Source organism: Streptomyces sp. NBC_01214 (assembly GCF_026340975.1).
Lineage (GTDB): Bacteria > Actinomycetota > Actinomycetes > Streptomycetales > Streptomycetaceae > Streptomyces.
The window spans coordinates 1,892,165-1,915,219 of record NZ_JAPEOS010000003.1 but is presented as its reverse complement, the minus strand read 5'-3'; the positions used below and the strand labels follow the sequence as shown (position 1 = coordinate 1,915,219).

The 23,055-nt window shown below is 69.7% G+C and carries 27 protein-coding genes and 4 pseudogenes; 12 read left to right on the top strand and 19 right to left on the bottom strand.

Features of this window, described 5'->3' with window-relative positions; all coding sequences use genetic code 11:
- Positions 1-120 precede the first annotated feature (120 nt).
- The gene (locus OG594_RS45330; protein WP_266608496.1) at positions 121-945 is read right to left on the bottom strand and encodes an ABC transporter permease; all 825 of its coding nucleotides are present in this window, start codon (positions 943-945) and stop codon (positions 121-123) included.
- Positions 942-1,862: an ABC transporter ATP-binding protein gene (locus tag OG594_RS45325; RefSeq protein WP_266608494.1), complete on the bottom strand. Its 921-nt coding sequence runs from the start codon at positions 1,860-1,862 to the stop codon at positions 942-944. Before OG594_RS45325 ends, OG594_RS45330 begins: the two co-directional genes overlap by 4 nt.
- A gap of 210 nt (positions 1,863-2,072) precedes the next feature.
- Here OG594_RS45325 and OG594_RS47485 point away from each other — a divergent pair, with 210 nt between their 5' ends.
- Entirely contained in the window at positions 2,073-2,978 is a 906-nt protein-coding gene (locus tag OG594_RS47485) for a histidine kinase dimerization/phosphoacceptor domain-containing protein (protein WP_353962639.1), read from the top strand.
- A gap of 23 nt (positions 2,979-3,001) precedes the next feature.
- Here the strand turns inward: OG594_RS47485 and OG594_RS45320 are convergent, their stop codons facing one another.
- Positions 3,002-3,145 carry a hypothetical protein gene (locus OG594_RS45320; protein WP_266608923.1) on the bottom strand — a complete coding sequence of 48 codons (144 nt, stop codon included), beginning with the start codon at positions 3,143-3,145 and terminating at the stop codon, positions 3,002-3,004.
- Between the two features lie 121 nt (positions 3,146-3,266).
- Positions 3,267-3,359: pseudogene (locus tag OG594_RS45315) on the bottom strand (MerR family transcriptional regulator); the annotation flags it as partial.
- 432 nt (positions 3,360-3,791) lie between these two features.
- Between OG594_RS45315 and OG594_RS45310 the strand changes: the two are divergent.
- On the top strand, positions 3,792-5,051 hold the full coding sequence (locus OG594_RS45310; protein WP_266608491.1) for an Ig-like domain-containing protein: 1,260 nt from the start codon (positions 3,792-3,794) through the stop codon (positions 5,049-5,051).
- Between the two features lie 544 nt (positions 5,052-5,595).
- Here the strand turns inward: OG594_RS45310 and OG594_RS45305 are convergent.
- Together OG594_RS45305 and OG594_RS45300 are read right to left on the bottom strand one after the other, a co-directional pair.
- Positions 5,596-6,807, bottom strand: a complete 1,212-nt coding sequence (locus OG594_RS45305; RefSeq protein WP_266608489.1) for a hypothetical protein — start codon at positions 6,805-6,807, stop codon at positions 5,596-5,598.
- Positions 6,808-7,267: 460 nt separating this feature from the next.
- The gene (locus OG594_RS45300; protein WP_266608488.1) at positions 7,268-7,420 is read right to left on the bottom strand and encodes a hypothetical protein; all 153 of its coding nucleotides are present in this window, start codon (positions 7,418-7,420) and stop codon (positions 7,268-7,270) included.
- A gap of 207 nt (positions 7,421-7,627) precedes the next feature.
- On the opposite strand from OG594_RS45300, the gene OG594_RS45295 reads away from it, so the two are divergent.
- Complete coding sequence (locus OG594_RS45295) at positions 7,628-7,762, top strand: hypothetical protein (RefSeq protein WP_266608486.1); 135 nt, start codon at positions 7,628-7,630, stop codon at positions 7,760-7,762.
- On the opposite strand, the pseudogene OG594_RS47480 reads toward OG594_RS45295, so the two are convergent.
- The 5 genes and pseudogenes from OG594_RS47480 to OG594_RS45275 all read right to left on the bottom strand — a co-directional run.
- Positions 7,714-7,929: pseudogene (locus OG594_RS47480) on the bottom strand (hypothetical protein); the annotation flags it as partial. The gene OG594_RS45295 and the pseudogene OG594_RS47480 sit on opposite strands and share 49 nt — an antisense overlap.
- 372 nt (positions 7,930-8,301) lie before the next feature.
- Positions 8,302-8,433, bottom strand: coding sequence for a hypothetical protein (locus tag OG594_RS45290; protein ID WP_266608484.1), 132 nt, complete (start codon positions 8,431-8,433; stop codon positions 8,302-8,304).
- 33 nt (positions 8,434-8,466) lie between these two features.
- A complete protein-coding gene (locus OG594_RS45285) occupies positions 8,467-8,889 on the bottom strand; it encodes a hypothetical protein (RefSeq protein ID WP_266608483.1) in 423 nt (140 codons plus the stop codon).
- 436 nt (positions 8,890-9,325) lie between these two features.
- A complete protein-coding gene (locus OG594_RS45280; RefSeq protein WP_266603160.1) occupies positions 9,326-10,153 on the bottom strand; it encodes an IS5 family transposase in 828 nt (275 codons plus the stop codon).
- Positions 10,140-10,421, bottom strand: a complete 282-nt coding sequence (locus OG594_RS45275; protein WP_266608895.1) for a DUF3732 domain-containing protein — start codon at positions 10,419-10,421, stop codon at positions 10,140-10,142. Before OG594_RS45275 ends, OG594_RS45280 begins: the two co-directional genes overlap by 14 nt.
- A gap of 140 nt (positions 10,422-10,561) precedes the next feature.
- Between OG594_RS45275 and OG594_RS45270 the strand changes: the two genes are divergently transcribed.
- Both OG594_RS45270 and OG594_RS45265 read left to right on the top strand, forming a co-directional pair.
- On the top strand, positions 10,562-11,014 hold the full coding sequence (locus OG594_RS45270) for a hypothetical protein (protein WP_266608481.1): 453 nt from the start codon (positions 10,562-10,564) through the stop codon (positions 11,012-11,014).
- Positions 11,015-11,787: 773 nt separating this feature from the next.
- A complete protein-coding gene (locus OG594_RS45265; RefSeq protein WP_266608479.1) occupies positions 11,788-12,006 on the top strand; it encodes a hypothetical protein in 219 nt (72 codons plus the stop codon).
- 38 nt (positions 12,007-12,044) lie between these two features.
- Here OG594_RS45265 and OG594_RS45260 read toward each other — a convergent pair whose 3' ends face one another.
- From OG594_RS45260 to OG594_RS45245, 4 genes are all read right to left on the bottom strand, one after another.
- Positions 12,045-12,461: a VOC family protein gene (locus tag OG594_RS45260; RefSeq protein WP_266608477.1), complete on the bottom strand. Its 417-nt coding sequence runs from the start codon at positions 12,459-12,461 to the stop codon at positions 12,045-12,047.
- Positions 12,462-12,530: 69 nt separating this feature from the next.
- A complete protein-coding gene (locus OG594_RS45255) occupies positions 12,531-12,908 on the bottom strand; it encodes a hypothetical protein (protein ID WP_266608475.1) in 378 nt (125 codons plus the stop codon).
- Positions 12,909-13,142: 234 nt separating this feature from the next.
- Positions 13,143-13,340 carry a CsbD family protein gene (locus OG594_RS45250; RefSeq protein ID WP_266608473.1) on the bottom strand — a complete coding sequence of 66 codons (198 nt, stop codon included), beginning with the start codon at positions 13,338-13,340 and terminating at the stop codon, positions 13,143-13,145.
- A 101-nt stretch (positions 13,341-13,441) separates the two neighbouring features.
- Positions 13,442-13,603 carry a hydrophobic protein gene (locus OG594_RS45245; protein ID WP_266608472.1) on the bottom strand — a complete coding sequence of 54 codons (162 nt, stop codon included), beginning with the start codon at positions 13,601-13,603 and terminating at the stop codon, positions 13,442-13,444.
- A 401-nt stretch (positions 13,604-14,004) separates the two neighbouring features.
- Here OG594_RS45245 and OG594_RS45240 point away from each other — a divergent pair, with 401 nt between their 5' ends.
- A complete protein-coding gene (locus OG594_RS45240) occupies positions 14,005-14,298 on the top strand; it encodes an LLM class flavin-dependent oxidoreductase (RefSeq protein WP_266608470.1) in 294 nt (97 codons plus the stop codon).
- A gap of 154 nt (positions 14,299-14,452) precedes the next feature.
- Here the strand turns inward: OG594_RS45240 and OG594_RS45235 are convergent, their stop codons facing one another.
- Positions 14,453-14,827, bottom strand: coding sequence for a DUF3618 domain-containing protein (locus OG594_RS45235; RefSeq protein WP_266608468.1), 375 nt, complete (start codon positions 14,825-14,827; stop codon positions 14,453-14,455).
- A gap of 598 nt (positions 14,828-15,425) precedes the next feature.
- Here OG594_RS45235 and OG594_RS45230 point away from each other — a divergent pair.
- Positions 15,426-16,007 carry a DUF2231 domain-containing protein gene (locus OG594_RS45230; RefSeq protein ID WP_266608467.1) on the top strand — a complete coding sequence of 194 codons (582 nt, stop codon included), beginning with the start codon at positions 15,426-15,428 and terminating at the stop codon, positions 16,005-16,007.
- 43 nt (positions 16,008-16,050) lie between these two features.
- Here OG594_RS45230 and OG594_RS45225 read toward each other — a convergent pair whose 3' ends face one another.
- On the bottom strand, positions 16,051-16,437 hold the full coding sequence (locus tag OG594_RS45225; protein WP_266608465.1) for a hypothetical protein: 387 nt from the start codon (positions 16,435-16,437) through the stop codon (positions 16,051-16,053).
- A gap of 300 nt (positions 16,438-16,737) precedes the next feature.
- Here OG594_RS45225 and OG594_RS45220 point away from each other — a divergent pair, with 300 nt between their 5' ends.
- The 5 genes and pseudogenes from OG594_RS45220 (at position 16,738) to OG594_RS45200 (ending at position 20,917) form a co-directional block, all read left to right on the top strand.
- Entirely contained in the window at positions 16,738-17,106 is a 369-nt protein-coding gene (locus tag OG594_RS45220) for a PRC-barrel domain-containing protein (protein WP_266608463.1), read from the top strand.
- 178 nt (positions 17,107-17,284) lie between these two features.
- Complete coding sequence (locus OG594_RS45215; RefSeq protein WP_266608461.1) at positions 17,285-18,250, top strand: hypothetical protein; 966 nt, start codon at positions 17,285-17,287, stop codon at positions 18,248-18,250.
- A complete protein-coding gene (locus OG594_RS45210; protein WP_266608459.1) occupies positions 18,247-19,485 on the top strand; it encodes a hypothetical protein in 1,239 nt (412 codons plus the stop codon). The genes OG594_RS45215 and OG594_RS45210 overlap by 4 nt, the downstream gene beginning before the upstream one ends.
- A gap of 28 nt (positions 19,486-19,513) precedes the next feature.
- A pseudogene (locus OG594_RS45205) lies at positions 19,514-19,744 on the top strand (helix-turn-helix domain-containing protein); the annotation flags it as partial.
- A 903-nt stretch (positions 19,745-20,647) separates the two neighbouring features.
- Positions 20,648-20,917: a hypothetical protein gene (locus OG594_RS45200; protein ID WP_266608894.1), complete on the top strand. Its 270-nt coding sequence runs from the start codon at positions 20,648-20,650 to the stop codon at positions 20,915-20,917.
- 41 nt (positions 20,918-20,958) lie between these two features.
- Here OG594_RS45200 and OG594_RS45195 read toward each other — a convergent pair.
- Both OG594_RS45195 and OG594_RS45190 read right to left on the bottom strand, forming a co-directional pair.
- Positions 20,959-21,269, bottom strand: a pseudogene (locus tag OG594_RS45195) (PRC-barrel domain containing protein); the annotation flags it as partial.
- A gap of 24 nt (positions 21,270-21,293) precedes the next feature.
- Positions 21,294-23,021, bottom strand: coding sequence for a thiamine pyrophosphate-dependent enzyme (locus OG594_RS45190; RefSeq protein ID WP_266608457.1), 1,728 nt, complete (start codon positions 23,019-23,021; stop codon positions 21,294-21,296).
- Between the last annotated feature and the right edge of the window lie 34 nt (positions 23,022-23,055).

The window sequence follows — 23,055 nt, the reverse complement described above, 5'->3', positions numbered from 1 at the left end:
CGACCGACAGCCACACGATCCAAACCACCAGCTCCAGCGCGGCACCTCCAACCGGATCCGCAACCTGCGGGTGAACGAGCGCACCGGCAAGGATCGTTTGTGCGCGTCCTGGAGGCACGCTCACACGTCGCGTCGCCTGACGACGAGCACTGCGAGTGCGACCGTGATCAGCGGCCAGAGCACGTACACGATCCAGGAGCCGGGGACCGTGGCGGTGTATCCCAGGGATCCGGGATCCGGCTCCCAGCTCTGGACCAGGCGCTTCCAGGCCGCCGACACCATCGCATGGTTGATGTCCGCCGACCAGCGATCGCTCTCCGAGAACATGGGCGGCAGCATGAGCAGGGTGAAGATGCTGGTGACCATGGTTGCAGCACTGTGCCGGAGCAGGACGCCGAGGCCCAGACCGACCAGTGCGCAGACCGGAGCCAGCAGCGCGGATGCCGCCAACGCCCGGAACACACCAGGGTGAGTGAGCGGGACCCCAGCGTGCCGCCCGCTGAGGATGGCCTGGGAGACCAGGAAGGAACCGGTGGAGATGACCGTGCCGACCGCGGTCCACAGCGCGGCGGTGACGGCCGCCTTGGCCAGCACCACCGAGCCGCGGGCGGGGACAGCCACGGTGGTGGTGCGGATCAGGCCGCTGCTGTACTCGCTCACGACGGTGAGGGCGCCCATGCTGCTGGCGACGAGTATCAGCGTCCAGTAGCCGGCCGGCGGATAGGCGTCGTAGGGCAGGAAGCCAGCGGGGCCGGAGCGGGCAGCGTTGTCCGCGAGCGTGGCCACGGCGGAGGACCCGATGACGAACAGGACGGTGAGTGCGATCGTCCACGGTGTGGAGCGCAGGGACCGCATCTTGATCCACTCGCAGGCGAGCAGGTCGCGGAAACGGGCGGGTGGCCCGGTGACCGGGGTGGTCGGGAGGACGGTGGCCAGTGTGGTCATCGGGGCTGTCCTGCCTGGTATTCGACGCTGTCGGCGGTGAGTTCCATGAAGGCCGCCTCCAGTGAGGCGGTGTGGGTGGTCAGCTCGTCCACGCGGATCCGGTTCTCGAAGGCGAGCGCTCCGATTCGGTCCGCCGGGAGCCCGGTCACGGCGAGTTTCCCGGCGCCCGCGGAGCCTTCCGGTTCGACCGTGGCGCCCGCCGCAGTCAGCACGGCTGCCAGCTCGGCGGCCTGTGGTGTCCCGACCACGACGCTACGCGGGTTGCCGCGGGCCGCGAAGTCTCGTAGCGACTCGGCGGCGATGAGGCGGCCACGGCCGATGACTACCAGCTGGTCGGCGGTGTTCTCCATCTCCGACATCAGGTGGCTGGAGAGGAAGACGGTACGTCCCTCGGCGGCCAGACGTCGGAAGAGCCGGCGTACCCAGAGCACGCCCTCCGGGTCCATGCCGTTGATCGGCTCGTCGAACATGAGCACGGGCGGGTCGCCGAGCAGGGCGGTGGCGATCCCCAGCCGCTGCTTCATGCCGAGGGAGAATCCGCCGATGCGACGGCTCGCCGCCTCGGCCAGCCCCACTTCCTGGAGCACCTCGTCCACCCGGCGCCGCGGGATGCCGTTGCTGCGGGCCAGGGCGGCCAGGTGGGCGACGGCAGTGCGTCCGCCGTGGACCTGTCCGGCGTCGAGGAGTGCGCCGACGTGCCGCAGTCCGCGCGGGTGGTCGTGGAACGGGATGCCGCTGACAGTGGCGGAGCCGGTGGTGGGAGTGTCCAGGCCGAGGATCATCCGCAGGGTGGTGGACTTGCCGGCTCCGTTGGGGCCGAGGAATCCGGTGACCTGACCCGGCTGCACGGTGAAGGACAAATGGTCGACAGCCGTCTTGCGGCCGTAGCGCTTGGTGAGTTCGTTGACTTCGATCACGGCACCCACACTGCCGGGAGGACGCCGTCCGGACATGGGGCTGTGGGAGGCAATCGTGCGGCCGGGTTAGCCCGTGGGCGTACGTCCCGGGGCTAGTGCCGCGCGGGCGGCGGGCCGGTTAGTGTCGCGGCGTGGACCTCATAACGATCACCCGTTGCCTGTGTATGTCGCGCACCCTCGGCCTTGCTCCCGAAACGGGGCACGCCGCCCATGAGGAGAACCAAGACGATGGCCTGGGCGGGGGTGCCCTCTACCTCCTCATGGTGGGTCTGCTGGTGGGGGCGCCCCGCGGACATCGGGCACGGTCCACGGTGTCGGGTCGCTGCCGGCCGTGAGCCTGCTCGTCGGCGGGGTGCGACGGAGGCCGCTGCCGGCTCTGGCCGTGGCACTCCTCGGATCCACCGCCGTGGTGGTGGGAACTCCAAGCTCCGTCCATGCGGACATGTTGGTGGGCCACCAGAGCCAGTTCCCGTCGTTTCTGGCAGTGGATCTCGTCCTGGGATTCATCGTCGCCACTGCACTCGGCGAGCCTCGCTCGCCGCCCTGGCCGTGTCTTTCGCCGTACAGCTCCTGGTCATCGGTGTCTTCGCGGACGGGGACAACCTGACCGTCAACGTCGTGATCGCCCTTTTGGGGATAGCCACATCTTGCACGGTCGGTCTGCCGAGTCGCGAGCGCCGCGAACACCCGATGGCGCTGCGTTCGCAGGAGGTGGCCAAGGCCGTGACCGCCGAAAGGCTGCGGATCGCACGGGAGCTGCACGACATGGTCGCGCGCAGCATGGGCATCGTCGCCGTCCAGGCCGGTGTCGGCAGCAGGGTCATCCACCCAGCCCGCGGAGACCCGCGAGGCCCTGCGCGCCATCGAGGTGACTTGCAGGGAGACCCTGTCGGGTCTTCGGCGCACGCTGATGTCGCTCCGTCAGGCCGGCCTGGGTGCGACCGCACAGGAGCAGTCACCGCTCGCACCTTCGCCGGGGCTGGCGCACGTCGAACAGCTGGCGGCAGCGACCTCGGATGCGGGGGTACGCGTCGACGTGCGCCGCAGCGGGGAGCAGCGTCCTTTGCCTACCGACACCACAAGCAGGGCACGAAACCCAGACACGTCGTGGGATGAGACAACGAGCGAAACAAACAACGTCAGTCAGTGAGGTGCCGCATGTCGCAGGCCACCACAGTGGCCTCGTCGGCACCGATGTACGGCTCGTCGAGAGCGGACCTGCTCTCCAGGTCAAGCTCACCGGACGGGGCGAGGTACACCGTCGGCCCGAAACGCCTCGGCATCACACGGAAGTCCGTGCCGTCCGACCTCGCCGCGATCGGCAGGCTTGATGCGTGCCCGTCCAAATCCGGGCACCAGATGGCCCGAACCGATGGTCGCGCCGCTCGGGAGCCGTCCGCAAGCCGAGGCCGATGGGTTCACCGAACCGGCGGCACGGCGATACTCGGCGTTGATCCGCTGAGCTTCTTCCACCTGGCCCTCGAGGATGACGATGCGGCGGCCAGCCCCGTCGCCCGACCTGCATCTGCTCTGGCTTAAAGGTCCGCGAGCGGACACATGTGCCGGTGAGCGGCAACCCGCGCATCCCTCCCGGTCGGCGTATCCGCTTCCGGAATGGCGGCCGGGTGTCCACCGGCCCGCACGCATGTGTTCGACCGAACGGGCTACCGAAGGGCGCGCCGCCAAGAGACGCGCGGGGGACCGTGGTGATCATCCGTGGTGCGGGCCCGTCGTAGGGCCCGCGGTCTTGTAGGCAATGCATCTTCGGGCCGCGGCTGCGTTCGCTGACCGCTCTTCCTCTGCGGCCGGCGGTGCGGCAGCAACGAGGAGGAACCTCACATGGCCGTTCCACACGATCCTGTCATCGCCCGTCATCCCCGGCCCCGGCCGCGTCTTCGCGCACTGGCGGCAGCAAGCCTGGCCACGGGGATGTCCCTGGCCTTGGTGCCGCTCCTGGCGGCCCCTGCCGCCGCCCAGGGCTGTGTGCAGACCGGCAGCCAGGTGGTGTGCACGTTCGACTACACCGGGGCGGCGCAGACGTTCACCGTGCCCAGCGGGGTAACACAGCTGTCCGTGGATGCCCGGGGCGCTTCCGGGGGCGCGGCGGCCGGCAATGACAACCCTGGAGGCGTCGGGGGTGCCGGTGCCGAGGTCGCCGGCACTCTGACCGTCATGTCGGGCCAGACGCTCCAGGTCAACGTCGGCGGCGCGGGCGGGGTCGGGACGGACAGCGCCCCGGGTGCCGGTGGCTTCAACGGCGGTGGCACCGGCGGCTCCTCCGACTCCGCCTACGGCGGTGGCGGTGGCGGCGCGTCGGACGTTCGCTCCGGAACCCTGGACCTGGCTTCCCGGCTCGTCACGGCCGGCGGCGGAGGCGGCGGAGGTGCCACCGACGAGCTGTCAGGCGGTGGCGGCGGTGCCGGCGGCCAGTCCGGGGTGAACGGGACCGACGGCACCGGCGGCGCCAACACCACCGGTGGCCGGGGCGGCGGCGGGGCCACCCCGACGGGCCCCGGTACGGGCGGGGCCGGCGGCACGGGCAGTGACGACATCGGCGGAAACGGCCAGCCCGGCGTGCTGGGCACGGGCGGACTCGGCGGTACGGGCAGGACCGGCGACGCGGGCGGGATCACCGGTGGCGGTGGCGGAGGCGGTGGCGTGTACGGCGGCGGCGGAGGCGGAGGCGGAGGCATTACCAACGTCGAGTTCTCGGGGGCGGGCGGCGGTGGCGGCGGTTCGAGTGCGGGACCGGCCGGCAGTACCTTCACCACCGGCGCGAACGCCGGAAACGGGCTGGTCACCATCTCGTACACGCTGCCGGGTGCCGTGATCACCTACCTGGAGTCCCACCCGAACCCGTCCCAGCCGGGGAAGCCGGTCCGTCTGACGGATCTCGTGTGCCCGTCCGTCAGCGGACCGAACGTGCCTCGGCCGACCGGCACCGTTGCCTTCGCCGTCGACGCTACTCCCGTCGGCACGGCCCAGCTGACGCCCGCCGGCGGCAACTGCAGCGTCGCCTCCTTGATCGTGGACGGACCGGCACACGGTACCCACCTGATCACCGCCGTCTACTCCGGTGACGCCAGCTACCGTTCGAACCGCGACGCGCCGGAGACGCTCATCCACAAGGTCAAGAAGGACAAGAAGGACAGGAAAGAAGTGAAGCCGCCGACGAAGTGGTCCTGGTAGGGGGCCACCCGACCGTGCCGCATCGTCCAGGCAACACCATCGACGGCGGAGCGCGGTGGCGCCAACGGCCGGGGCACAGTGAGATGCGACGCAGTACGCGGATCCCTTGGCGCAGACCATCCCATAGCCGAACAGGCAGCCCTGTTCTGAGGTCGTCGGGCCCGTGTGCGGGGAACTCCCGGCGTCGCTCGATGTGCATGCGCTGCTGGCGGAGCGACCGACTGCGGTGATCCCGGCGAAAGACGGCTGGCGGCGACGGAGGGGCAGGACGTGGTGGATGCGGATGCCACGCCCGACGTAAGCGCGGACCGTATCCCTGCCGTGGTTCCGGGCCCTGCCTGAGAGGAGCGCATCACTCGGACCGGCTGATGGGGGCTGCTGCCGCGACTCCACACGCTGAGCACCGCCTTCATTCCGCGGGATCTGGATGTGGCGGTGCAGCAGCGCCACCAGATCGCCACAGCGATCAGAGGGCTGGTGAGAACGTTGTCGCCGAGCGTGGAGGCGGTCACGACGCTGTTCCCCGTAGCACTGCTTTGTCGCCTTATTGGACGATGTCAAGGAAAGAGCTGTCCCGGAAGGCGCGGAGTGCCTGCTTACGGCTGGCTCCCAGCTGCTCCAGGATCTTGTCCTTCCCCAACCCCGTGGTCCGGAGCCCGGAGCACTGTCGCGCCAGCGCCAGCCGCTCCGGGTGTTCTTCAGGCGCCTCGTAGAACATCCCGTCCTTCAATAGTTCATCAACAGTGTCGGCAGACCGCCCCATGGCTCTGGCTATCTGCGCCCTCGCCATCCCGGACTCCTTGAGACGGACAGCCTCCGCCGCGTCGCGGCGACGCGCACTCTGCAGGCCCTCATTGCTCTGAGCTGTGACCCCTGCGGCCCTACGAGCGCGTGACAGGGCGGTCTCGACCTGCTTCAACGACAGGCCGACCTCTGCAGCAATGTCTGAGACCCGCCGACCCTGGCGCTGCAGTCGCAGCGCCCGTTCGTCCTGCTCCTGACGCAGGAGAAGTGCCTGCTGGCGCTCCCGTTCCCGCCCTCTCTTGATCTCTCCCTTGAACGCGCGCAGCATGCCGGATCGAACGGAGTGGGCGAAGCGGAGAAGTTCCTTCTCCTGCCTCATCTGCTCGCGAACGAAGTAGCCGTACCAGAACGGCATCCGCTCGGTCAGGTCTCCGTCGCCCTTGGCCCCCCACCTGAACACAGGATGCTGCGCACGCTTCACGTACATCGCCCGTACGACGGACTCGTCGGGGCTGTATCCGCGGTCCCAACGCAGCAGGAGCCGCTGTGCCTCGGTCAGATCGGCCAAGGCGGTTTCCCAGGCGGCGCGCAGTCCCACCGCCTCCGCGAGAGTCACCAGGGTTTCCCATTCCCACTTGGGCACGGTCAGGCCGAAACGGCCCTCTCCGTCGTCTCCGTCCCACCGGTTAATCTCGGCCCTGCAGTAGACCGCGAAGCCGGCGTCGTTCCAGCCCCGCACGACGTCGTACCACATCTTCGCCGAGACCGCGGGCAGGTAGGCGACTCGCTGCCCTTCAACATCCAGCGCGATCGCCCGCGCGTCCCAGGGGTTGTGAGGCTCGGGCACCAGCTCGGCCTCGACCTTCTGTGCCACCCGAAACCCACTCAACGCATCCTGCTGGTAGTACGTCCCTGAGGCGAAGAACTCTCCGGACGCTGGGAAGTAGTCGTCGAGCAGTATGCGGCGCCCGGGTCTCACGTATTCCCCGGATCGACGGGTGTGCTTTCCCACAGAGTCCCCTCACAGGTGTCCAGGCGCCCCTCCGAGCCGACGGCTGTCACGGTGCGAGGGCATCACGGGCAGGCGGGGCCGTAACCATCAGACGCCTTCGACCTGCAAGTATGGCGCCGATCATACTCCGAGGGTGGCGCGCGGACGCTGCGGGAACTGCTGGCCGACGAGAAAGGCCAGGCGGAGGTCAGGTCTGCCCGGCTTTCGTCGCCCGGGTCACCACCGACACCACAGCGATGCGCCGGTGTTGGCCGCGGCCGGCTCGGCCAGGACTGCACCAGCTTCTCGGAGCTGCCTCCTGGTCCTTCCGCTTCGAGGGACGGCACGAAGACGCCGTCGGAACCATGCGCGCGACCTTGCCAGCGGTTCCCGCGGCCGTGCGGCCGCTGTGGATCGACATCGCAGACACCCTTGCTGCGCGCGCCGAAAGAGGTGGTCTGAGCGGCGATGTCGCGGGGGTTCAGTCTGTTCCGACGCTGACATTGAAGCGCCGGAACAGGTCTGGCAGGAACTGCTCCAGGAGCACCCGTGCCGCAGTCGCGTCCTTGAGTTCGTCGTGGCCGAACCGGAAGACCTCGTAGCCCCTGAGCTTGAGGTCCCGGCCGCCGGCCATCTCTCCGCGTACTTCGCGCTGTCGGGACGCTGGCCGCGGTCCCGGGTGTAGTGCTGGGAGCCGTCGACTTCGAGGACGATGCGCTGCTCGTGAGGGAGCAGGAGCAGGAGCAGGAAGTCCATGCGGGAGCGCAGCAGGGCCTGGAGGTCATGCCAGCGAAGGCCGTCTGCCGGAGCGGGGCGGTCGTAGACCAGGGAGTCGTCACGGTTGCCGACGATCTCGACGTCGTTGTCCATGGCGGACGGAAAGCGGATGTCGGGCTTGGTGAGCGAGGCGAAGATGATGTTCTTCGGCTTGCGGTTCTCGGCGAGCCGGGTGGAGACCATGCCGAAGCGCGGGTAGCCACCCCCTGTCCCTGTTTCCCTCAACTCGATCGCGGCACCGCGAACGTGCGCGTTGATCGCGGCGACGAGGTGCCGTTGCGCGGCTTCGTCGAGGAGCACGTCGCCGGAGACCAGCGCTTCGAGGAACCGGGCGAGCCTGGTGTCGCCAGCTTCGAAGGCGCCCAGGTTCTCCAGAAGGACTTCGGCCGTCCAGTCACCGGGTTTCGGAAGACGTGCCGCTCTAAATCGCGTTTGAGGCTCGGCCCTGGGGTACCGAAGAACGCGTCCAGGATCGGTCTCATCTCATCGCCGAGCACCCAAAACCGGCTCAGCAGCGCCATGAACCGACTCTCGCTGCGGACGAGGTCGGCGAAATCGAGAGAGCGGGTCGAATCCTGCTGGGTATCTCCGGAGGAGAGGACTCCGCCCACAACACATCTTCTATCCCGTGCCTCTGCGCCGCATTCGCGTAGCCGTTCCCGGAGGTTTTGCGTGTGGAGGTCCCTGTCGGGGAGCTGAACGAAGCTTCGCGCGACGCGCTCGCGCTTCGTCCCGTCCTCAGGGGGGGGTGGGCGGCATCCCCACCTTGGCGAAGGCCTCGTTGAGCGTGGCGTGCGTGTTCGCGTCCAGACGAACGACGACATCGTCGACCAGCCGTCGAAGAGTCGAGCGATCCCTACTAGCGGCCATCCGGCGATCGTCGCAGACGGCACCGACACCCGGTCAGGAATTCGCGGTGCCGGCCGCCGACGCGACCACGAGGCGGCCACCACCGCGGTGGACACCCCTGAGGAAGTCATCCCAGTCCGTGTGCGGTAGCCACGCCTTCTCCATGAGGTGGGCGGTCCAGTCCAGGAGCTGCTCCCACGAGCGGATCTTGGCTGCGGGGATGTCATACGCGGCCTCGCCTGGGGCCGGGTCACACAGGGCGTGATGTGCCTGCCAGCGCACCTTTTCCGGGTAGCCGAAGATGTCGTCACCGCCGAAGCCGAGTGAGCCATCGACCGCGTCCGTGCGCTCTTCCTCCCACGCGCGTACCGCCTCTTCGGTGCGCCGGACCTCCGCTGTGTCCACCCACAGGTATCCGTCGTCGTCGGCAATAGGCCTGCGGCAGCCATCACAGATCAGGTCCAGCTCAGCGGTCACGTCACACTCCAGGTTCCAGGTCCTCGACACAGCCTGCCGCAACAACCCGCCCTGATGTGGGCGGACGCAGCGGTCAGTCTCGTGCGCACCTGGCACCGCCACCCTTCGTCGCGCTTGTGCGGGTCGAGCGACGTCAGCCTTGGGAGTTCCCGAGCGCGGCCATGCCCAGATCCGCAGTTTCGCCGACCGGGGTCCAGGCGACCTCGACCCGCCCGCTCCGGTCCGCGCCCAGGGGCGCACCATGCGCGCGGCGCCCCGAGGTAGATCGCCGCTACCTGCTGCTGACGCACCTGGGGTAGCCCGGGTTAAGGATGCGGGGGGCCGGCCGGCCAGGATGACGCCCGGTCCCCGCCTGCGTCGCAGACGCCGCAGCGTGAGTCGGCCTCGGATGTGATCCATGCGGCGGGTACGAGTGCTAGGAGTTGTCGTCAAAGTGTCACGCCCACATCAGGAGCGAGGCGAGGGTGACGGCTGCTTGGTAGGCCTGGGCGGTCTTGTCGTATCTGGTCGCGATGCCGCGCCATTGCTTGAGTCGGTTGAAGCACCGTTCCACCACGTTGCGGTGCTTGTAGACCTGCTTGTCGAAGGCCGGCGGCCGGCCGCCCCGGCTGCCGCGCCGCGCACGGTTGCGGACCTGATCGGACCGTTCCGGGATCGTGTGCGTGATGCCGCGGCGCCGCAGCCAAGTACGGATGGCCTTCGAGCTGTAGCCCTTGTCGCCGATGACGTGGTCGGGCCGGATGCGCGGTCGGCCCGGCCCGGTCCGGGGCACTCGTATCGCGTCCATCACGGCGGTGAACTGGGTGCAGTCGTTCGTGTTCCCACCGGTCAGGACGAACGCGAGGGGTCTGCCCGTGCCGTCGCAGGCCAGGTGGATCTTGCTGGTCAGTCCGCCGCGGGACCGGCCGAGGGCCGGGCTGCGGAGCCCCTTTCGGGCCCCGGCCGCGTGCTGGTGGGCACGGACAACGGTGGAGTCCACCGAGACCAGCCACTCGATGTCGCCTGCCGCGTCTGCTTGCGCCTGCGCGGCCTGGAGCATCCGATCGAAGGTTCCGTCAGCTGCCCACCTGCGGAAACGGGTGTGGAGGCTGGCCCACGACCCGTACCGGTCAGGCACGTCCCGCCAGGCGACCCCGGTCCGGAACTTCCACACGATCCCGTTCAGGATCGTCCGGTCGTCCAGCCGCGGCCGCCCCAGCACAGGCCGAGGCAGCAACGGCTGCACCAGTTCCCACTCGGCGTCCGACAGTTCATGGCGACGTATCACCCAACCATGATCCACAATGCAAGATCACTTTGACGACAGACCCTAGTCCGTCGCGTCGGCGCCACCGGTGCTCGACGTGGTCGCTGAAGGCCGGATCTTCCAGGTCTGCGTGCTCCATGACGATGACCTGTAGCTTTCCGTCGAATCGGCGGAGCGTCCGGTGGATGGCCTTGAAGATGTTCAGGAGAAGGATCCGCTCGTCGCTCTCCGGTACCTCTTCGCCGACGTGGTCGGGCGGGAAGTACACCTGCGAGGGCTGGTCCAGTAAGTGCGGAGCCGGTTGGAGTTCGTTTCCCGTGAGCCGGGTGATCCTTTACCCCCACTGGGTGGTGGGCAGTCGCCGTGGAGGCCTCCGATCGACCGTGGGAACCGTGGTGCTACTTTTGGCCGAAATCTGTGGGAGGGGTGGGCAAGCTGGAGAACAGTGCCCTGCGGCGCGCTGCCGTCGTGGCCCTCGGCGAGCTCGGGCGAAGCAGCGACCCCGGGGACCGGGCGGACGCCGGTCGCGGTCTGGCGGGCTTCGCCGAGATGGAAGAGGCTGTCGGTCCGCTGCTGAAGCTGGTGCTCGACCGCGAAAACACCTTCGTCACACGGGTGACCGCAGAAGCCTTGCTGCGACGGCAGGACAGGGTCGGACTGATGGTGGTCGCGTCCGCGCTGGCAGTCGCCAGCCCGAACCATGGCGATTGGATCCACACCGCGATCCTCGATGCGTTTGCCATCTACGCCAGCGACCGCGACGACGCGATGCGGCTCTGCGAGGAGCTGACGATGGATCCTGACGAGCGCGTCGCCCTGGGGGCTCGCGCGCTGAACGAAAGCCTGTCCGGGATCGATTGCGTTCTTCATCCCGAATAGCGCAGGGGCACACGGTGCCGTGGGCGCCCAAGTGCTCGACGACCGCGATCGGTGACCCCGTTGCAGTCAAGCAGCCGGGCTCATGACCACCCCTTCAATCGAACGACATTTTTCATCCTCTGTGACCACACCCCGAGATCTGTGCCAGAACCGAGTTCTGAGAGCACCAGCACCGACGTGTCGACCGCCCTGTGCAGGCGCCTCAGGGCTGCATGGGCGGAGCCGATGGCATGACGCATGAGTTCGATATGGTGCGGTCGCTCACTGCGGGTGTTGAAGGCCGCAGGGGTGCCTGGGAGTTCATCCGCGGGTTCGTCGCGACCTGGTCGGAGGCGCTCGGTGATGACGACGGCTGGGGCGAGGCGAGTCTTGGCCAACCCACGGCTGGCCAGGGGCCGCACACACCCGAGAGAAGGCGTATCTGGAACGCTACCTCGACGGCTTCCAGCTCACCCACCCCGGTCTGCGGGTGGGCCGGATGCGGCCGGCGTTCCTCGTCAAAAAGGAAGCGGCGAGCGAGCAGGGCAGGATCTTCGCCGGGCCGTTCCTGCCGTGGCGGCTGATCCGGCCGGGCCTGCTGCCCGCGCTGCCCGAAACTTCCGGCCTGCGCTTCCAGGACCTGCACACCGACGACGCGGCCGAGGCCTACCCGGCGGCCGTCGTACGGCCCGTCCGCGGACCGTTCAACCTGGTGGCCGACCCTGCACTGGACACGGCCGCCGTGGCCGGGCTCCTGTACGCCCGTACGCTGCCGCTCCCGACGGGCGCGGCCCTTGCAGCGCTCGCGGCTCGGCGCGTACACCTCGTACCGGCCGATCCCGGCCTGTTGGACGCCGTACTGCGGCTCCCCCCTGCTCGACGCCGGCCGGGCCCGCGAGGAGCTGGGCTGGACGCCGTCGGCCACCGCCACGGAGGCCGTCGCGGCCTTCCTCGAAGGCCTCCACCAGGGAACCGGACTCGACACCCCGCCCCTGACCCGAAGAGCGGCGTGAGCGGTGCGATCCTCGGCGGGAGCCGTCACCCGGCCACGCTAGCTCGCGGCGGCGAGGTCCTCGTCAACGACGGCCAGGGTGAACGCGTGGCCGGCCGGGTCGGCGAAGCGCCGCAGGGTGGTCCGACTGCCCGGCAGGCTGCCGTCGTCCTCCGCGGCCACCGGGCGCGCGCCGAGGGCCACGGCCTCGCGCTCGGCCTCGTCGAGGCTCCGCTGCTCCACGAGAATGCACACGTGGGCCTGTTGGGAGCCCTCCGGGAGCGGCCAGCTCGGCGGTATGTGGTCGGGGTCCCGGCGGACTCCGAGGACTACTCCGGTGCCGCCGGTGATGAGGAGGAGATCCCCGTCGCCCGGCGCCGGTCCTGCCGAGGCACCGAGCAGTTCGGCGTAGAACTGCGCAAGCAGCTCGGGCTCGGCGCTGTCGAGGAGGAGAACGGCTGTCTTGGGTACGGTCATGCACCCCGTGTGCCCCGTGTCGGCGGCCGTACACGGTGCGTACTTGGCCGGGCGGCCGCACTCGATCCCTCAGGAGCGGATGCGGAGTGCGACCTCTCGCTCCTGGTCGCCCGATACGGCTCCCATGTCCTCGACCCTGAAGTTGCCGTCGAGCGCGGCCTGTACCCGCTGCACCGCACGGGGGCCTCCCTGGAGAGTGACGCTGACCGCGTCCTTCACCCGTACGGGTGCCGCCTGGCGCTCGGCCGGTTCGGCCGGCTTCGCCGCGTCGAGGATCGCGCTCCACACGGTCGCGGCCAGGCCGCCTTGCGCCGCTCCGTCCACCCCAGGCTCCGCAGGAAAGGAACGTTCGAGCAGGTCGAGGACGGCGCGCGCGTCCTCCTCGGAGCAATCGCCGACCGCCACGACCACTTCGGCCACCGGGATGTCCTTGTCGTGTCCGTCCATCGGGGGGACCTCTCTCGTACGTGCGGCATCGATGCGGAGAACGTGAAGGGGAGATCCGGGACCTCCCCGCTCCGAACGTGCCACAAGGGGTGGGGGCCCGCATCATTTGCCTCTGCCTATGGGAGGGGGCAATGGCGCGGGCCGCACCGGGAGCATGACGCGGCCCCGCGACGCCGGAGCGCCGGGGGCCGCATCGTGGTCACCCGCGAGCCGCGAGGGACTCGCCGGGCGGATTCAGGTCCTGTCGCGCTTGTCGCGCAGGGAGTCCTGGATGCCGCGGGCGCGCTCCTCGGTCTCGCTGAGGGCTTCCTTCGCCTTGCCCTTGGCCTGGTCCATCTTGCCCTCGGCCTTCATCCGGTCGCTGCCGGTGATCTTGCCTGCGGCTTCCTTTGCCTTGCCCTTGGCCTGGTCCATCTTTCCCTTGTCAGCCATGTGAACTCCTTGGTGGGGTGACTCAACTCGGCCCAAACTAGATGAAACCGGACTATTGTGCGCGTCGGCACCGCCGGTTGCCGCTGCGTCGATGACGGCGGCTACCAGCGGTACCAGCGTCCGCCGCCGCCCGCCGGGCGGGCCACGAAGCCGATGAGCCACAGCGCCAGGACGGCGATCGCCACCCACCACAGAATCTTGAGCGCGAAACCCGCGCCGACGAGGATCAGGACGAGCAGGAGAACGAGCAGCAAAGGGACCATGTGTCTTCACCTCCGACAGGCCGTGTGCCCTGTCCCCTCCCCCACATGCACAAGGATTTCGCGCACGGCGTCCGAAGCCACCCACCCCCCGCAGCCGTCCCGACGTTTGGTCGCCGGAGCCACGGGCACGCGCCGACCGAGGGGGTTGACATCGCCATCCCTGGAGGCACGAGGTCCATGCCGCCGTTCGGGTATTTCCCGGCCTGCGAGGCATTCACCCCGGGCCAGCTCCTGGAACAAACCCGCCGAGCCGCCGACTCCGGCTTCACGCCTGGCGATCTCCGACCGCTTCCACCGCTGGAACGACGCTCAAGGACACAGCCCCCTGGTCTGGTCCATGGTCGGCGCCCTGTCGCACACAGTCCACTCGCCGGTGACCACCCCTGGTGACCTGCCCCACCATGCGCCTGCACACGGCGTTGACGGCGCAGGCCGCAGCCACCTCCAGCCAGCTGCTCGACGGCGGGTTCGCACCGGGCGTGGGCACCGGCGAGGCCCTCAACAAGGAAGCCGTCGAAGTGATCCGCGCCCTGTTCACCGGCCGCCAGGTCAGCCACCGCGGACCGCACTACACGGTGGAGAACGCCCGGCTCTACACAGCGCCGCACGGACGGCTGCCCATCCACGTATCCGGCTTCAGACCGCAGGCGGCGTGCGCCGCCGGTTACGGTGCGCTGCGCCCTCGACGGCATTGAGGTCTTCGTCGAGGCGACGGGCCTCTCCGACCTCGAGTACCAGAGGCTGATGTCCAGAGCGGCTTGATGCCCAACCTCCGCGCCGCCCCCGCGATCATGCCGCTGACAGCACCCAGGGCCAGACCCCGAGGTTTGTACGCGACCTCGGACGCTTTCATCGGCTTCGGCGGCCGCGCCGCACCAACAGGAGGACGATCAGGGCGGCGCCGGCCACGAGCAGCGGCTTGCGGTTGGCCCGCACCACGCTCGCGGCCCGGCCCGCCTTGTCCAGAACCGGCTCGGGCGTCGTGTCCTTGACCAGCTGCGCCGCATGCAGGGTCTTCGTACGGATCTGGTCGGCAACCATGCCGGCCGTTGCGGCGGCCTGTTCCGTCATGGCGGCCGTCTTCTCTCGTGCCTGTGCCTTGATGTCGGCCTTGTCCGCCAGCGCCTCGATGGTCTGACCGAGTCCGTCGCGGGTGCGCTCGATCTGCTCGCGCAGTTCGTCGGGGGTGGGTGTGGCGATAGCGGTTCGGGGTTCGTTCGTCATCGGAACGTTTTCTCCTTGATCGCGGCCGAATCGGCCTTGACGCTGTCGATGGTCTGCTCCGGAAACGGATGCGCCGGCCTCGGGGACCCCTCTGACGATGCGCACTCCGTTCTCATCGCGCGCATACCCGACAAACGAACGAGCACCCACGCCACGAACAGATCCTTCTGCGCAGGCGGCGCGGCAGCCCTCCGGCAGTCGCACCGCTGGGCGGGCGCCGGGCCTGGGACCGTTCCCCGCCTCCCTCTGATCCGTCGGCCCTGCCCCGCGCCGGGGCCGAATCCGCCCGCCAGGCTGGCGAGTCGTCAGCGTTCGGAGTAGGGAAGATCGCCTGTACGGGGCATCCCGCCCGGAGAGCAGTGTCACCGCCACCCCACCGGGTACGCGGGGTCAGGGCCGTCGGCCATGGAAGCGGCGAAGAAGACCGCCGCGTCCGATCCCTTGGCCGTCCCCAGCGCATGGCCACTCCGGCCGTCCGGACGGCCGGGATCCGAGGGCATGGACATCCCCGCGCGACCGCCCCGGCTGGAGGCTGGTCGTTCGGGTGCCAGTGGGGACCGGGGCGGGATCTCGGCGTGACACCGGGTAGGCGTCGAGCATGAACTCACGCACTCCCGACGCCTCGGCCGTGACCGGGCGGACCGCAGTACTCGACACCGCCTCGACCCGATGGCTGACCGCGCTGGACCGGCTCGAACGGACGACGGTCGCCGATCCGGTGATCAGGGTGCTCCAGCGGGGCATCCGCGCACTCCCCCTGGGCGGGATGCGTGATCTGCTGCGCGGCAGGCCGCTCGGGCACCCCCTGCATCCCGTACTGGTGCAGGTACCCATCGGATGCTGGCTCTCGTCCGCCGTGCTGGACGTCGTACCCGGGACGCAGCGCGCGAGCAAGACCCTCGTCTCCGTCGGCCTGGCCGGGATCGCCCCGGCAGCGGTGGCGGGCTGGGTGGACTGGGCGGACCTGCCTCCCGAACAGGCCCGGGTCGGCCTGGCCCACGCGGCCTCGAACGCGGCCGCGGTGGCCTGCTACGCCGTGTCCCTGACGTCGCGGCTCCGCGGCCGCCCGGCGAAGGGCCGGCTGTGGTCCCTCGGCGGGCTGGCCGCCGTCGCTGTCACCGGCGCCCTGGGCGGGCACGTGGCGTATCGCCGGGCGGTCGGAGGGTACCCGGCGGCGTGAGCGACACCGGCGCGCTCCGCTCCCTCCGGGCCCGGCCCTCGTTTCAGGAGGCGGGCGGCGTGGCTGGCGTGGTCCGGATGGCCAGCTCGTCGACGATGTCGCCTTCCATCGCGGTGAAGGGCCGGTGGTAGGTGGAGTCGTAGGCCTCGATGATCTGGAACGTCCAGCGGCCCGGGATGACGTTGCGGCCCACGATGTCGCGCTCGACCCGTGCGGCCTGCTCCTCGTGGCCCGCCTCGCGCAAGAGCCGGACGGCGTCGCCGAGCTCGAAGTCCGCGGTCCCGGTCACCTGGTGGAATCCGTAGAGGTGTCCGCGGGCCCGCTCCGTGGTCTCCAGAGCCTTCGAGAGCGCACCCAGGGCGCGCAGTGTCTTCTCGTCGACGCCCTCGGGCACCCGGTTCTCCGGGTCCGTCTCGCGATTGCTGTCCATCGCGATCTCCTGCCCTCAAGGCGCCTTCACGAGCCGTCGATTGAGCCGTACGGAGCAAGGCGGCTCGCGGATTCCCTCGAGGAACGGACGGATTCCCTCACCCGACGCGCGGCCCAGGCACCACAGGGCGGGGACCGTCCCCGTCCAGCGTTCGATCCGGGTGCGTGAAGCGGTGAAAGCGGGGCAGGCGAAGTCCAGGCGGAGCGCAGTACATCCGCCGAGCACGGCGTACGGAACAAGGAGGATCGGCGGAGAAGCATTTCCCCGCCGTCCCCCGTTGACCGGAGGAGTTGTTTTCGCGTGACTGAACATGTGTGGAGTTACCAGCCGACCGCGGGCCACCTGGCCGGTACGGACCTGACCGGCTACAAGGTCGAGGCGACCGACGGGGACATCGGCAAGGTCGACAAGCACTCCGACGAGGTCGGTGACGCCTACCTGGTCGTCGACACCGGCGTATGGATCTTCGGCAAGGAGGTCCTGCTACCGGCGAGCACGGTCGTCAGGATCGACCCGGACGACAGGAAGGTCTTCGTCGCCGGCACCAAGGAACAGATCAAGGCCGCTCCCGAGTTCCACCGGGACAAGCACCTCGGCGACGCCGGCTACCGGGCAGAGCTGGGCACCTACTACGGCACCGGCGGCCCGTTCGGCGGCCGCCCCGCCTGATCCCGGCGGCCCGGATCCGAGCGAGCCCACACCCCTCACCGGGGGGTGTGGGCTCGCCGCGTCGACGTCCGTCCGCCACCCCGGTCGGCCGCCACGGCGGACGGGGCGGCGGCGGACGGGTTCACCCCTGACGGGGACGGTCGGTGTGGGAGATGACGGCGCCGGGTAGGGCGGGGTCATGCCCGATATCCCCCTGGCCGAAGAGGCACTGCGAAGGGTGCTGGCCGTCGTGGACCGGACGGCGGAGCTGGCGACAGAGCTGGCCACCACCCTTCGGATGCGCCCGGACGACGCCGCGGTCCGCGCGGCGGCGATACCGCTCGGGGTCGATGTAGGGGCCTTCGGGCATGTGGAATTCGAAGCGGTGGCCCGTCATCTGGAACCTCTGGAGCAGCTGATCGCGGCTGTCGCGCCGGACGCCGGCGGGATGCGGTGGCGCTACCTGGACGAAGCCGTTCTGTTCCGCTGCGAGGCGGAAGTGGGTACGCCGTTCGACGAGTTCACCGCGCGCGTCGACATCAGCCGGGTGATCGGCCTGACCGGCGGCTACCTTGCAGGTCGTACGGAGGTCCTGGCGCGCGACGCGACCGGAAGGCCGATCCGGCAGCTCGAGCGCAGCATCAGCCGGGCCCAGCCCGCCCACCTCGCGCTGGCCGGCGCCGACGTACTCGACGTCTGCAAGCTGGAGACCGTCGACTACGGCCCGGACGAACAGGTGCTGCGCTGGCGGCAGGTCCACAGTGCGAACGGCTCCGCGGTTCAGGACGACGGCTCGGTGTCCTTCGCCCGGACCCCGGGCGGCGGCACCGCAGTGACCGTCTGCGCCCATCAGCAATTCTCCCTCCCCCCGTTGTGGCGGGCGATCACCCCCGTGCTGTGGCCCGCGGTCCGGCGCGCTCTGGTGGAGGACGCCTACCGCAGGTCCTTCCGCATCACCCTGCGCACCATCGCCGCACGTGGACAGGGCAGCGCCGGACCGGTCGAGGAGACGGCCGGTGCCACCTCCTCGCTCTGGGACACCGTCTCCCGCGTGGCCGAGCCGTTGACCCTGTTGGCCGGGTCGGCCCCGTGGAAGCCGGCGCGGCCCGAGTGGACCGACAGTTCCGGATTCCGTCACTTCAGGCCCGAGAGGCAGCCCCTTTGACGCCGTCCGTCGGCCCATCGCACGCGTACCCGTACGCCTTCCACATCGCCCTCGACGGCAGCGGCCTCAACGGACTCGAAGGCCGGGCCGGCATCTGCGTCTTCCGCTACGACCCCGCCACCGGCCGGTACGCGTACAAGATCGACTACTACGACGGCATCGCCGGCGGTCATGCCGTCAGCGTCAGCCCGGACCACGCTCTCGGGTTCCTCGGCAACACCGGCCAGCACCTGCTCTTCTACGACACCGCGACCCTCGACGAAACCGACCGCCTGTCCACCCTGCGGATCGAACCCACCGACTCGTCCGTCAAGGGCACCACGCACGTCGCTTGGCTGGGTGACCGGGAGATCGTCGGCGCGATCGGCGAGCACCTGTGGCGGTTCGACTTCGACAAGCTCGATGCTCCCGAGCGCCTGGGGCCGCACAGCCTGAAACTGCCCCATGCCATGAAGACCACGGCGTCGGGCCGGTACCTCGTCTACGGCGGCATGGACCACCCCGGGCGCGGCGAGGCCCGTGAGGTCGGCATCTTCGACCTGCACACCGGCACGGCCCGCCGCATCGACCTGCCCGCCACTTGCTGGCACGTGGCCGTCCACCCCCGAGAGGACCGGTTCTACGCCCTCTCCTTCCGCGTCCTACCCCAGGGAGGGCACGACTGGCACGAATGGGCCATGGCCTACCTCAAGGAGTACGTCTTCGAGATCGACGCCGAGCACGGGCGGGTCCTGCGCCACTGGACGGCCCCGCGGGAGACCCCGGCTCACATCAACTCGGACGTCTGCGTCTCCGATCGTGAGCTGATCTACTGCAACGGCGGAAGCGGCACGATCGTCATGATCGACCTGGCCGACTTCGCCACCCATCGGATCATCGACGAGCGCCCCGGCCTGCCCGAACAGCTACTTGCCGGACGGCAATCACTCCACCAGGTGACCGACGCCTTCACGCGCGGCTCGCCGGCCGCAAACAGCAGGCACTTCCTCGCCGCTCTGCGGGTCTCGCGCGGAACCCTGCTCGATTCGGTGTACGCCTGTCAGCTCTCCGCCGACCAGACCCTGCTGTTCACCGCCAACCGGGGGCTCAACACCATCACCGTGTACGACTATCCCGCCAACACGGTCCGGCAGCGGGTGCGCATGCCACAACTACAGCAGTACGTCGACGGGCTCCCCTGGTGGCACGACCCTCGACTCGGCTTCCACCACAGCACACTCATCTCCCCGCCGTAAGCCTTCCGGGCGCCGGGCCTCTGGCAGCCTCAGCACCCGGCACTTCTCACGGCTCTTCGCGCAGCGCACCGGCAGCACGCCCGCCGCCTGCGTGGAGTCGGCCCGCCTGGAGGCCGCACGGCGCCTCCTCGAGGAGAGCGACGCCGGTCTGCCGCAGGTGGCCACCGCCAGCGCCCTCGGCTCCCTGCAAACCCTCCACCCGTGCTTCCAACGGCACCTGGGGACGACCCCCGCCGCATACCGCCGCCGCTTCCGCTGAAGCCGGCCCCTCCCCTACCGACCACCCTCACTGCCCGTCGGCCCTGGTCCGCCCTGCCCGCGGCCGGCGGATGCCGAGGCATGCCCGCGCCCGGCCCGTGCACGAAAGGCCCTCATGTCTGGCACGAAGATCATTCCAATTCCGGTGCTCGGCAAGCACGCGGTCGACGCCTACCTGCTGCTGGGTCGACGCCCCGTCCTCGTCGACGCCGGTACGCCGGGCAGCGGACGCCACGGGCGCACCCGTCGCCGGGCACATCGCCGACCTCGAACCCTTCCGCACCGGCCGATCGCTGATGCCGTACCTCCCGACGGGACCCATGGGTCGCCTGAGAAACAGGAACAGGAACAGGAACAGGAAGCTTCACGTCGCGGCGAAACCGACCTGTCGGACTTCGGGCTGGCGGGACGGATCATGCCCACCCCGGGCACACCGCGGGCTCCGTCTCCGATCTCACCGAGGACGGGGACTTCGTCACCGGTGACCTCGTGGCCAACTCCTCCATGGGCCTCATCCCCGGCACGCCGGCGAACCCGCCCTTCCATCACGACCCCCTGGGCAACCTCACGAGCCTGCGCGCCGTGCTCGAACTCGGCCCCGGCCGCCTCCATGTCGGCCATGGCACTCCGCTGGATCCCGAGCGCGTACGTCGCTGGGCACCGCGGGAGCAACGACGGCTGTCACGCCTCGACTCCCGTGGGCGCCTCCGAAGGCGTACGAAGAGCTGACACGGGCATGCTCGCCGGCGGCTCTGTGCCGCCGCAACATCCTTTGCGAGTGTCGCTCGAGGAAGAGACCATGAAGAGACCATGGATGCGGACGCCTACGGCATCCCCTATCCACCGGCGCACCCGGCCGGTACCCGCCGGTGCGGACTGCGGCTGATCGGAACCTGGAGGCGGCATGACGATCACCCTGCTCACCGTCGCGATCGTCGTGGCCGCCTTGGTGATCAGGACCGCGGTCGCCGAAATCCGCGTGCCCGGGAGCGGACGAAGGCAGTGGGCCTTCCTGACCGACCGACGCGCATGGGCGATCGGAACCGGCACGGCCGTGGTGCTCGGCATCGTCGGGTGGGCCACCTCGGGCCCCACCGCTGCCGTCTGGGCAGCGGTCGCAGGTTTCCTCGTCGCCTCGCTCACCCGTGCCGGAGACGGAGTCGGAGACGACTGACAGCGGGCTACGGACGTGCGCGCGCGCAGCACACGGTCGCCCGCGTCGCCGAGGTGCGTGTCCCCGTGGAACTCCGGGGAGACCTTGATCTGTTCCTTGGTGCGCTCCACGTGGATCGTCCGCTGCTCCGGGTCGATCGAGATCACGGTGCCGGCCAGCAGGAGCACTTCCTTGCCGAAGATCCACACCCCTGTATCGACGACCAGGTAGGCGTCACCGACCTCGTCGGGGTGTTCGTCGACCTTGCCGATGCTTCCGTCGACCGCCTCTACCTTGTAGCCGATGAGATCGGTACCGGCCAGGTGTCCAGGTGGCCCGACGTCGACTTGTAACTCCACACGCGCTCGGTCACGTGAGAACAACTCCTCCGGTGCCGTCAACCTTCACGGCCCGGCAGGAGCTCCTTGGCCTTGGCCATGGCGAAACCCCAGCCCTGGGCCACGGTCGGTTTCCCGGGTACGGCCACTTCCTCCGGGTTGGTGAGCACGTCCAGCAGGACCGGCCCCGGCGTCTCGAAGGCCCGGCGCACGCCCGCGTGGAGCTCGGCCGGGTCGGTGATCCGGATCCCCGTCAGGCCGAGGGCCGTGGCAACCGCGGCAAAATCGGGGTTGTCGAGTTCCGTACCGAATTCGGGCAGGCCCGCCTGCTCCTGTTCCAGCTTGACCATGCCCAGACGGCGGTTGTCGAAGACGACGAGCTTCACCGGCAGCCGGTACGTCTTGATGGTCATGAGGTCGCCGAGCAGCATGCTCAGCCCGCCGTCCCCGCAGAGCGCGACGATCTGCCGGTCGGGTGCCCACAGCTGGGCACCGAGGGCCTGGGGCATCGCGTTGGCCATCGAGCCGAGGTTGTACGAGCCGATCAGGCGGCGGTCGCCCCGCATGGTGACGAAGCGGGAGAGCCAGACGGTGGCCATGCCGGTGTCGGAGGTGAAGACGGCGTCGGCGTCGGCGTAGGCGTCCACCGCCGCGGCCAGCGCCTCGGGGCGGACGGCGTGCTCGCGGTTGTCCAGGACGGCCCGCAGCTTCCCGGTCCAGCGGTGCTCGTGTGCGGGGTCGGCCAGCCGCTGCTGTCCCTCCTGCCAGTGGAGGAAGCGCTCCCGGGCGTCGTCGAGGTGCGCGCGGTCGGGGACCGCCTTCAACAGCGGCAGCAGGGCCCGCAGCGTGGCGCCGACGTCGCCGGCCAGGCCCACGTCCACGGGGGTGCGTCGTCCCAGGTGGTCCTCGCGCGCGTCGACCTGGATCACCTTGGCGTCCTTCGGGTACCACTCCCGGTAGGGGAAGTCGGTCCCCAGCATGAAGAGCACGTCCCCGCTGTCGAGCGCGTGGGCGGCGGCGGGGTTGCCTATGAGGCCGGTCTGGCCCACCTGGAAGGCGTTGTCTTCCTCGAAGCCCTCCTTCGCCTTCAGTGTGAGCACCATGGGGGCCGACAGCAGCTCGGCGGTCCGCAGGACCTCGGTACGGGCCTCGCGGGCGCCCTGGCCGACGAGGAGCGTCACCCGGGACGCGGCGTTCAGCAGCTCGGCGGCCCGGGCGAGGGCCGGGTCGTCGGGCCGGGTGACGGCGCGGTCCAGGGCGAACCGCGTGGGCCTGTCGTCGCTCAGCTTCTGATCGCCAAGGTCGCCGGGGACGGTCAGGACGGCCACTCCGCCCTGGGTCACGGCGGCGCGTACGGCCGATTCGAGCAGGCGCGGCATCTGGTCCGGGGAGGTGACGGTGGCCCGGTGGACGGCGACGTCGCGGAAGAGGAGGTCGTTGTCGACCTCCTGGAAGTAGTCGCTGCCGATCTCGGCCAGGGGGACCTGGCCGCAGATGGCCAGGACGGGCGTGCGGCTCTTGGCGGCGTCGTAGAGGCCGTTGAGCAGGTGCACGGATCCGGGTCCCACCGTGCCCATGCACACTCCGAGGATCCCGGAGAGCTGGGACTGCGCCGAGGCGGCGAAGGCCGCGGCCTCCTCGTGCCGGCAGCCGACCCAGTTCAGGCCGGCGGATGTGCGGATGGCGTCGGTCAGCGGGTTCAGGGCGTCTCCGACGACGCCGAAGACGTGCTGGACGCCGAGTTCCTCGAGTGCGTCGACGATGACGTGGGCGACGGTACGTGCCACGGGACTGCCCTTCGTTTGCAGGTTCAGCGGCCGG

What these genes read in the sequence shown, in the direction of transcription:
- OG594_RS45260 (WP_266608477.1), bottom strand. Translation starts at nt 12,461, where the DNA reads ATGACCGTACCCAAGACAGCCGTTCTCCTCCTCGACAGCGCCGAGCCC.
- OG594_RS45310 (WP_266608491.1), top strand. Translation starts at nt 3,792, where the DNA reads ATGTCCCTGGCCTTGGTGCCGCTCCTGGCGGCCCCTGCCGCCGCCCAG.
- OG594_RS45240 (WP_266608470.1), top strand. Translation starts at nt 14,005, where the DNA reads ATGCGCCTGCACACGGCGTTGACGGCGCAGGCCGCAGCCACCTCCAGC.
- OG594_RS45215 (WP_266608461.1), top strand. Translation starts at nt 17,285, where the DNA reads ATGCCCGATATCCCCCTGGCCGAAGAGGCACTGCGAAGGGTGCTGGCC.
- OG594_RS45320 (WP_266608923.1), bottom strand. Translation starts at nt 3,145, where the DNA reads ATGCCGAGGCGTTTCGGGCCGACGGTGTACCTCGCCCCGTCCGGTGAG.
- OG594_RS47485 (WP_353962639.1), top strand. Translation starts at nt 2,073, where the DNA reads ATGAGGAGAACCAAGACGATGGCCTGGGCGGGGGTGCCCTCTACCTCC.
- OG594_RS45245 (WP_266608472.1), bottom strand. Translation starts at nt 13,603, where the DNA reads ATGGTCCCTTTGCTGCTCGTTCTCCTGCTCGTCCTGATCCTCGTCGGC.
- OG594_RS45200 (WP_266608894.1), top strand. Translation starts at nt 20,648, where the DNA reads ATGACGATCACCCTGCTCACCGTCGCGATCGTCGTGGCCGCCTTGGTG.
- OG594_RS45250 (WP_266608473.1), bottom strand. Translation starts at nt 13,340, where the DNA reads ATGGCTGACAAGGGAAAGATGGACCAGGCCAAGGGCAAGGCAAAGGAA.
- OG594_RS45290 (WP_266608484.1), bottom strand. Translation starts at nt 8,433, where the DNA reads ATGGCCGCTAGTAGGGATCGCTCGACTCTTCGACGGCTGGTCGACGAT.
- OG594_RS45255 (WP_266608475.1), bottom strand. Translation starts at nt 12,908, where the DNA reads ATGGACGGACACGACAAGGACATCCCGGTGGCCGAAGTGGTCGTGGCG.
- OG594_RS45300 (WP_266608488.1), bottom strand. Translation starts at nt 7,420, where the DNA reads ATGGCCGGCGGCCGGGACCTCAAGCTCAGGGGCTACGAGGTCTTCCGG.
- OG594_RS45330 (WP_266608496.1), bottom strand. Translation starts at nt 945, where the DNA reads ATGACCACACTGGCCACCGTCCTCCCGACCACCCCGGTCACCGGGCCA.
- OG594_RS45225 (WP_266608465.1), bottom strand. Translation starts at nt 16,437, where the DNA reads ATGGACAGCAATCGCGAGACGGACCCGGAGAACCGGGTGCCCGAGGGC.
- OG594_RS45230 (WP_266608467.1), top strand. Translation starts at nt 15,426, where the DNA reads ATGAACTCACGCACTCCCGACGCCTCGGCCGTGACCGGGCGGACCGCA.
- OG594_RS45235 (WP_266608468.1), bottom strand. Translation starts at nt 14,827, where the DNA reads ATGACGAACGAACCCCGAACCGCTATCGCCACACCCACCCCCGACGAA.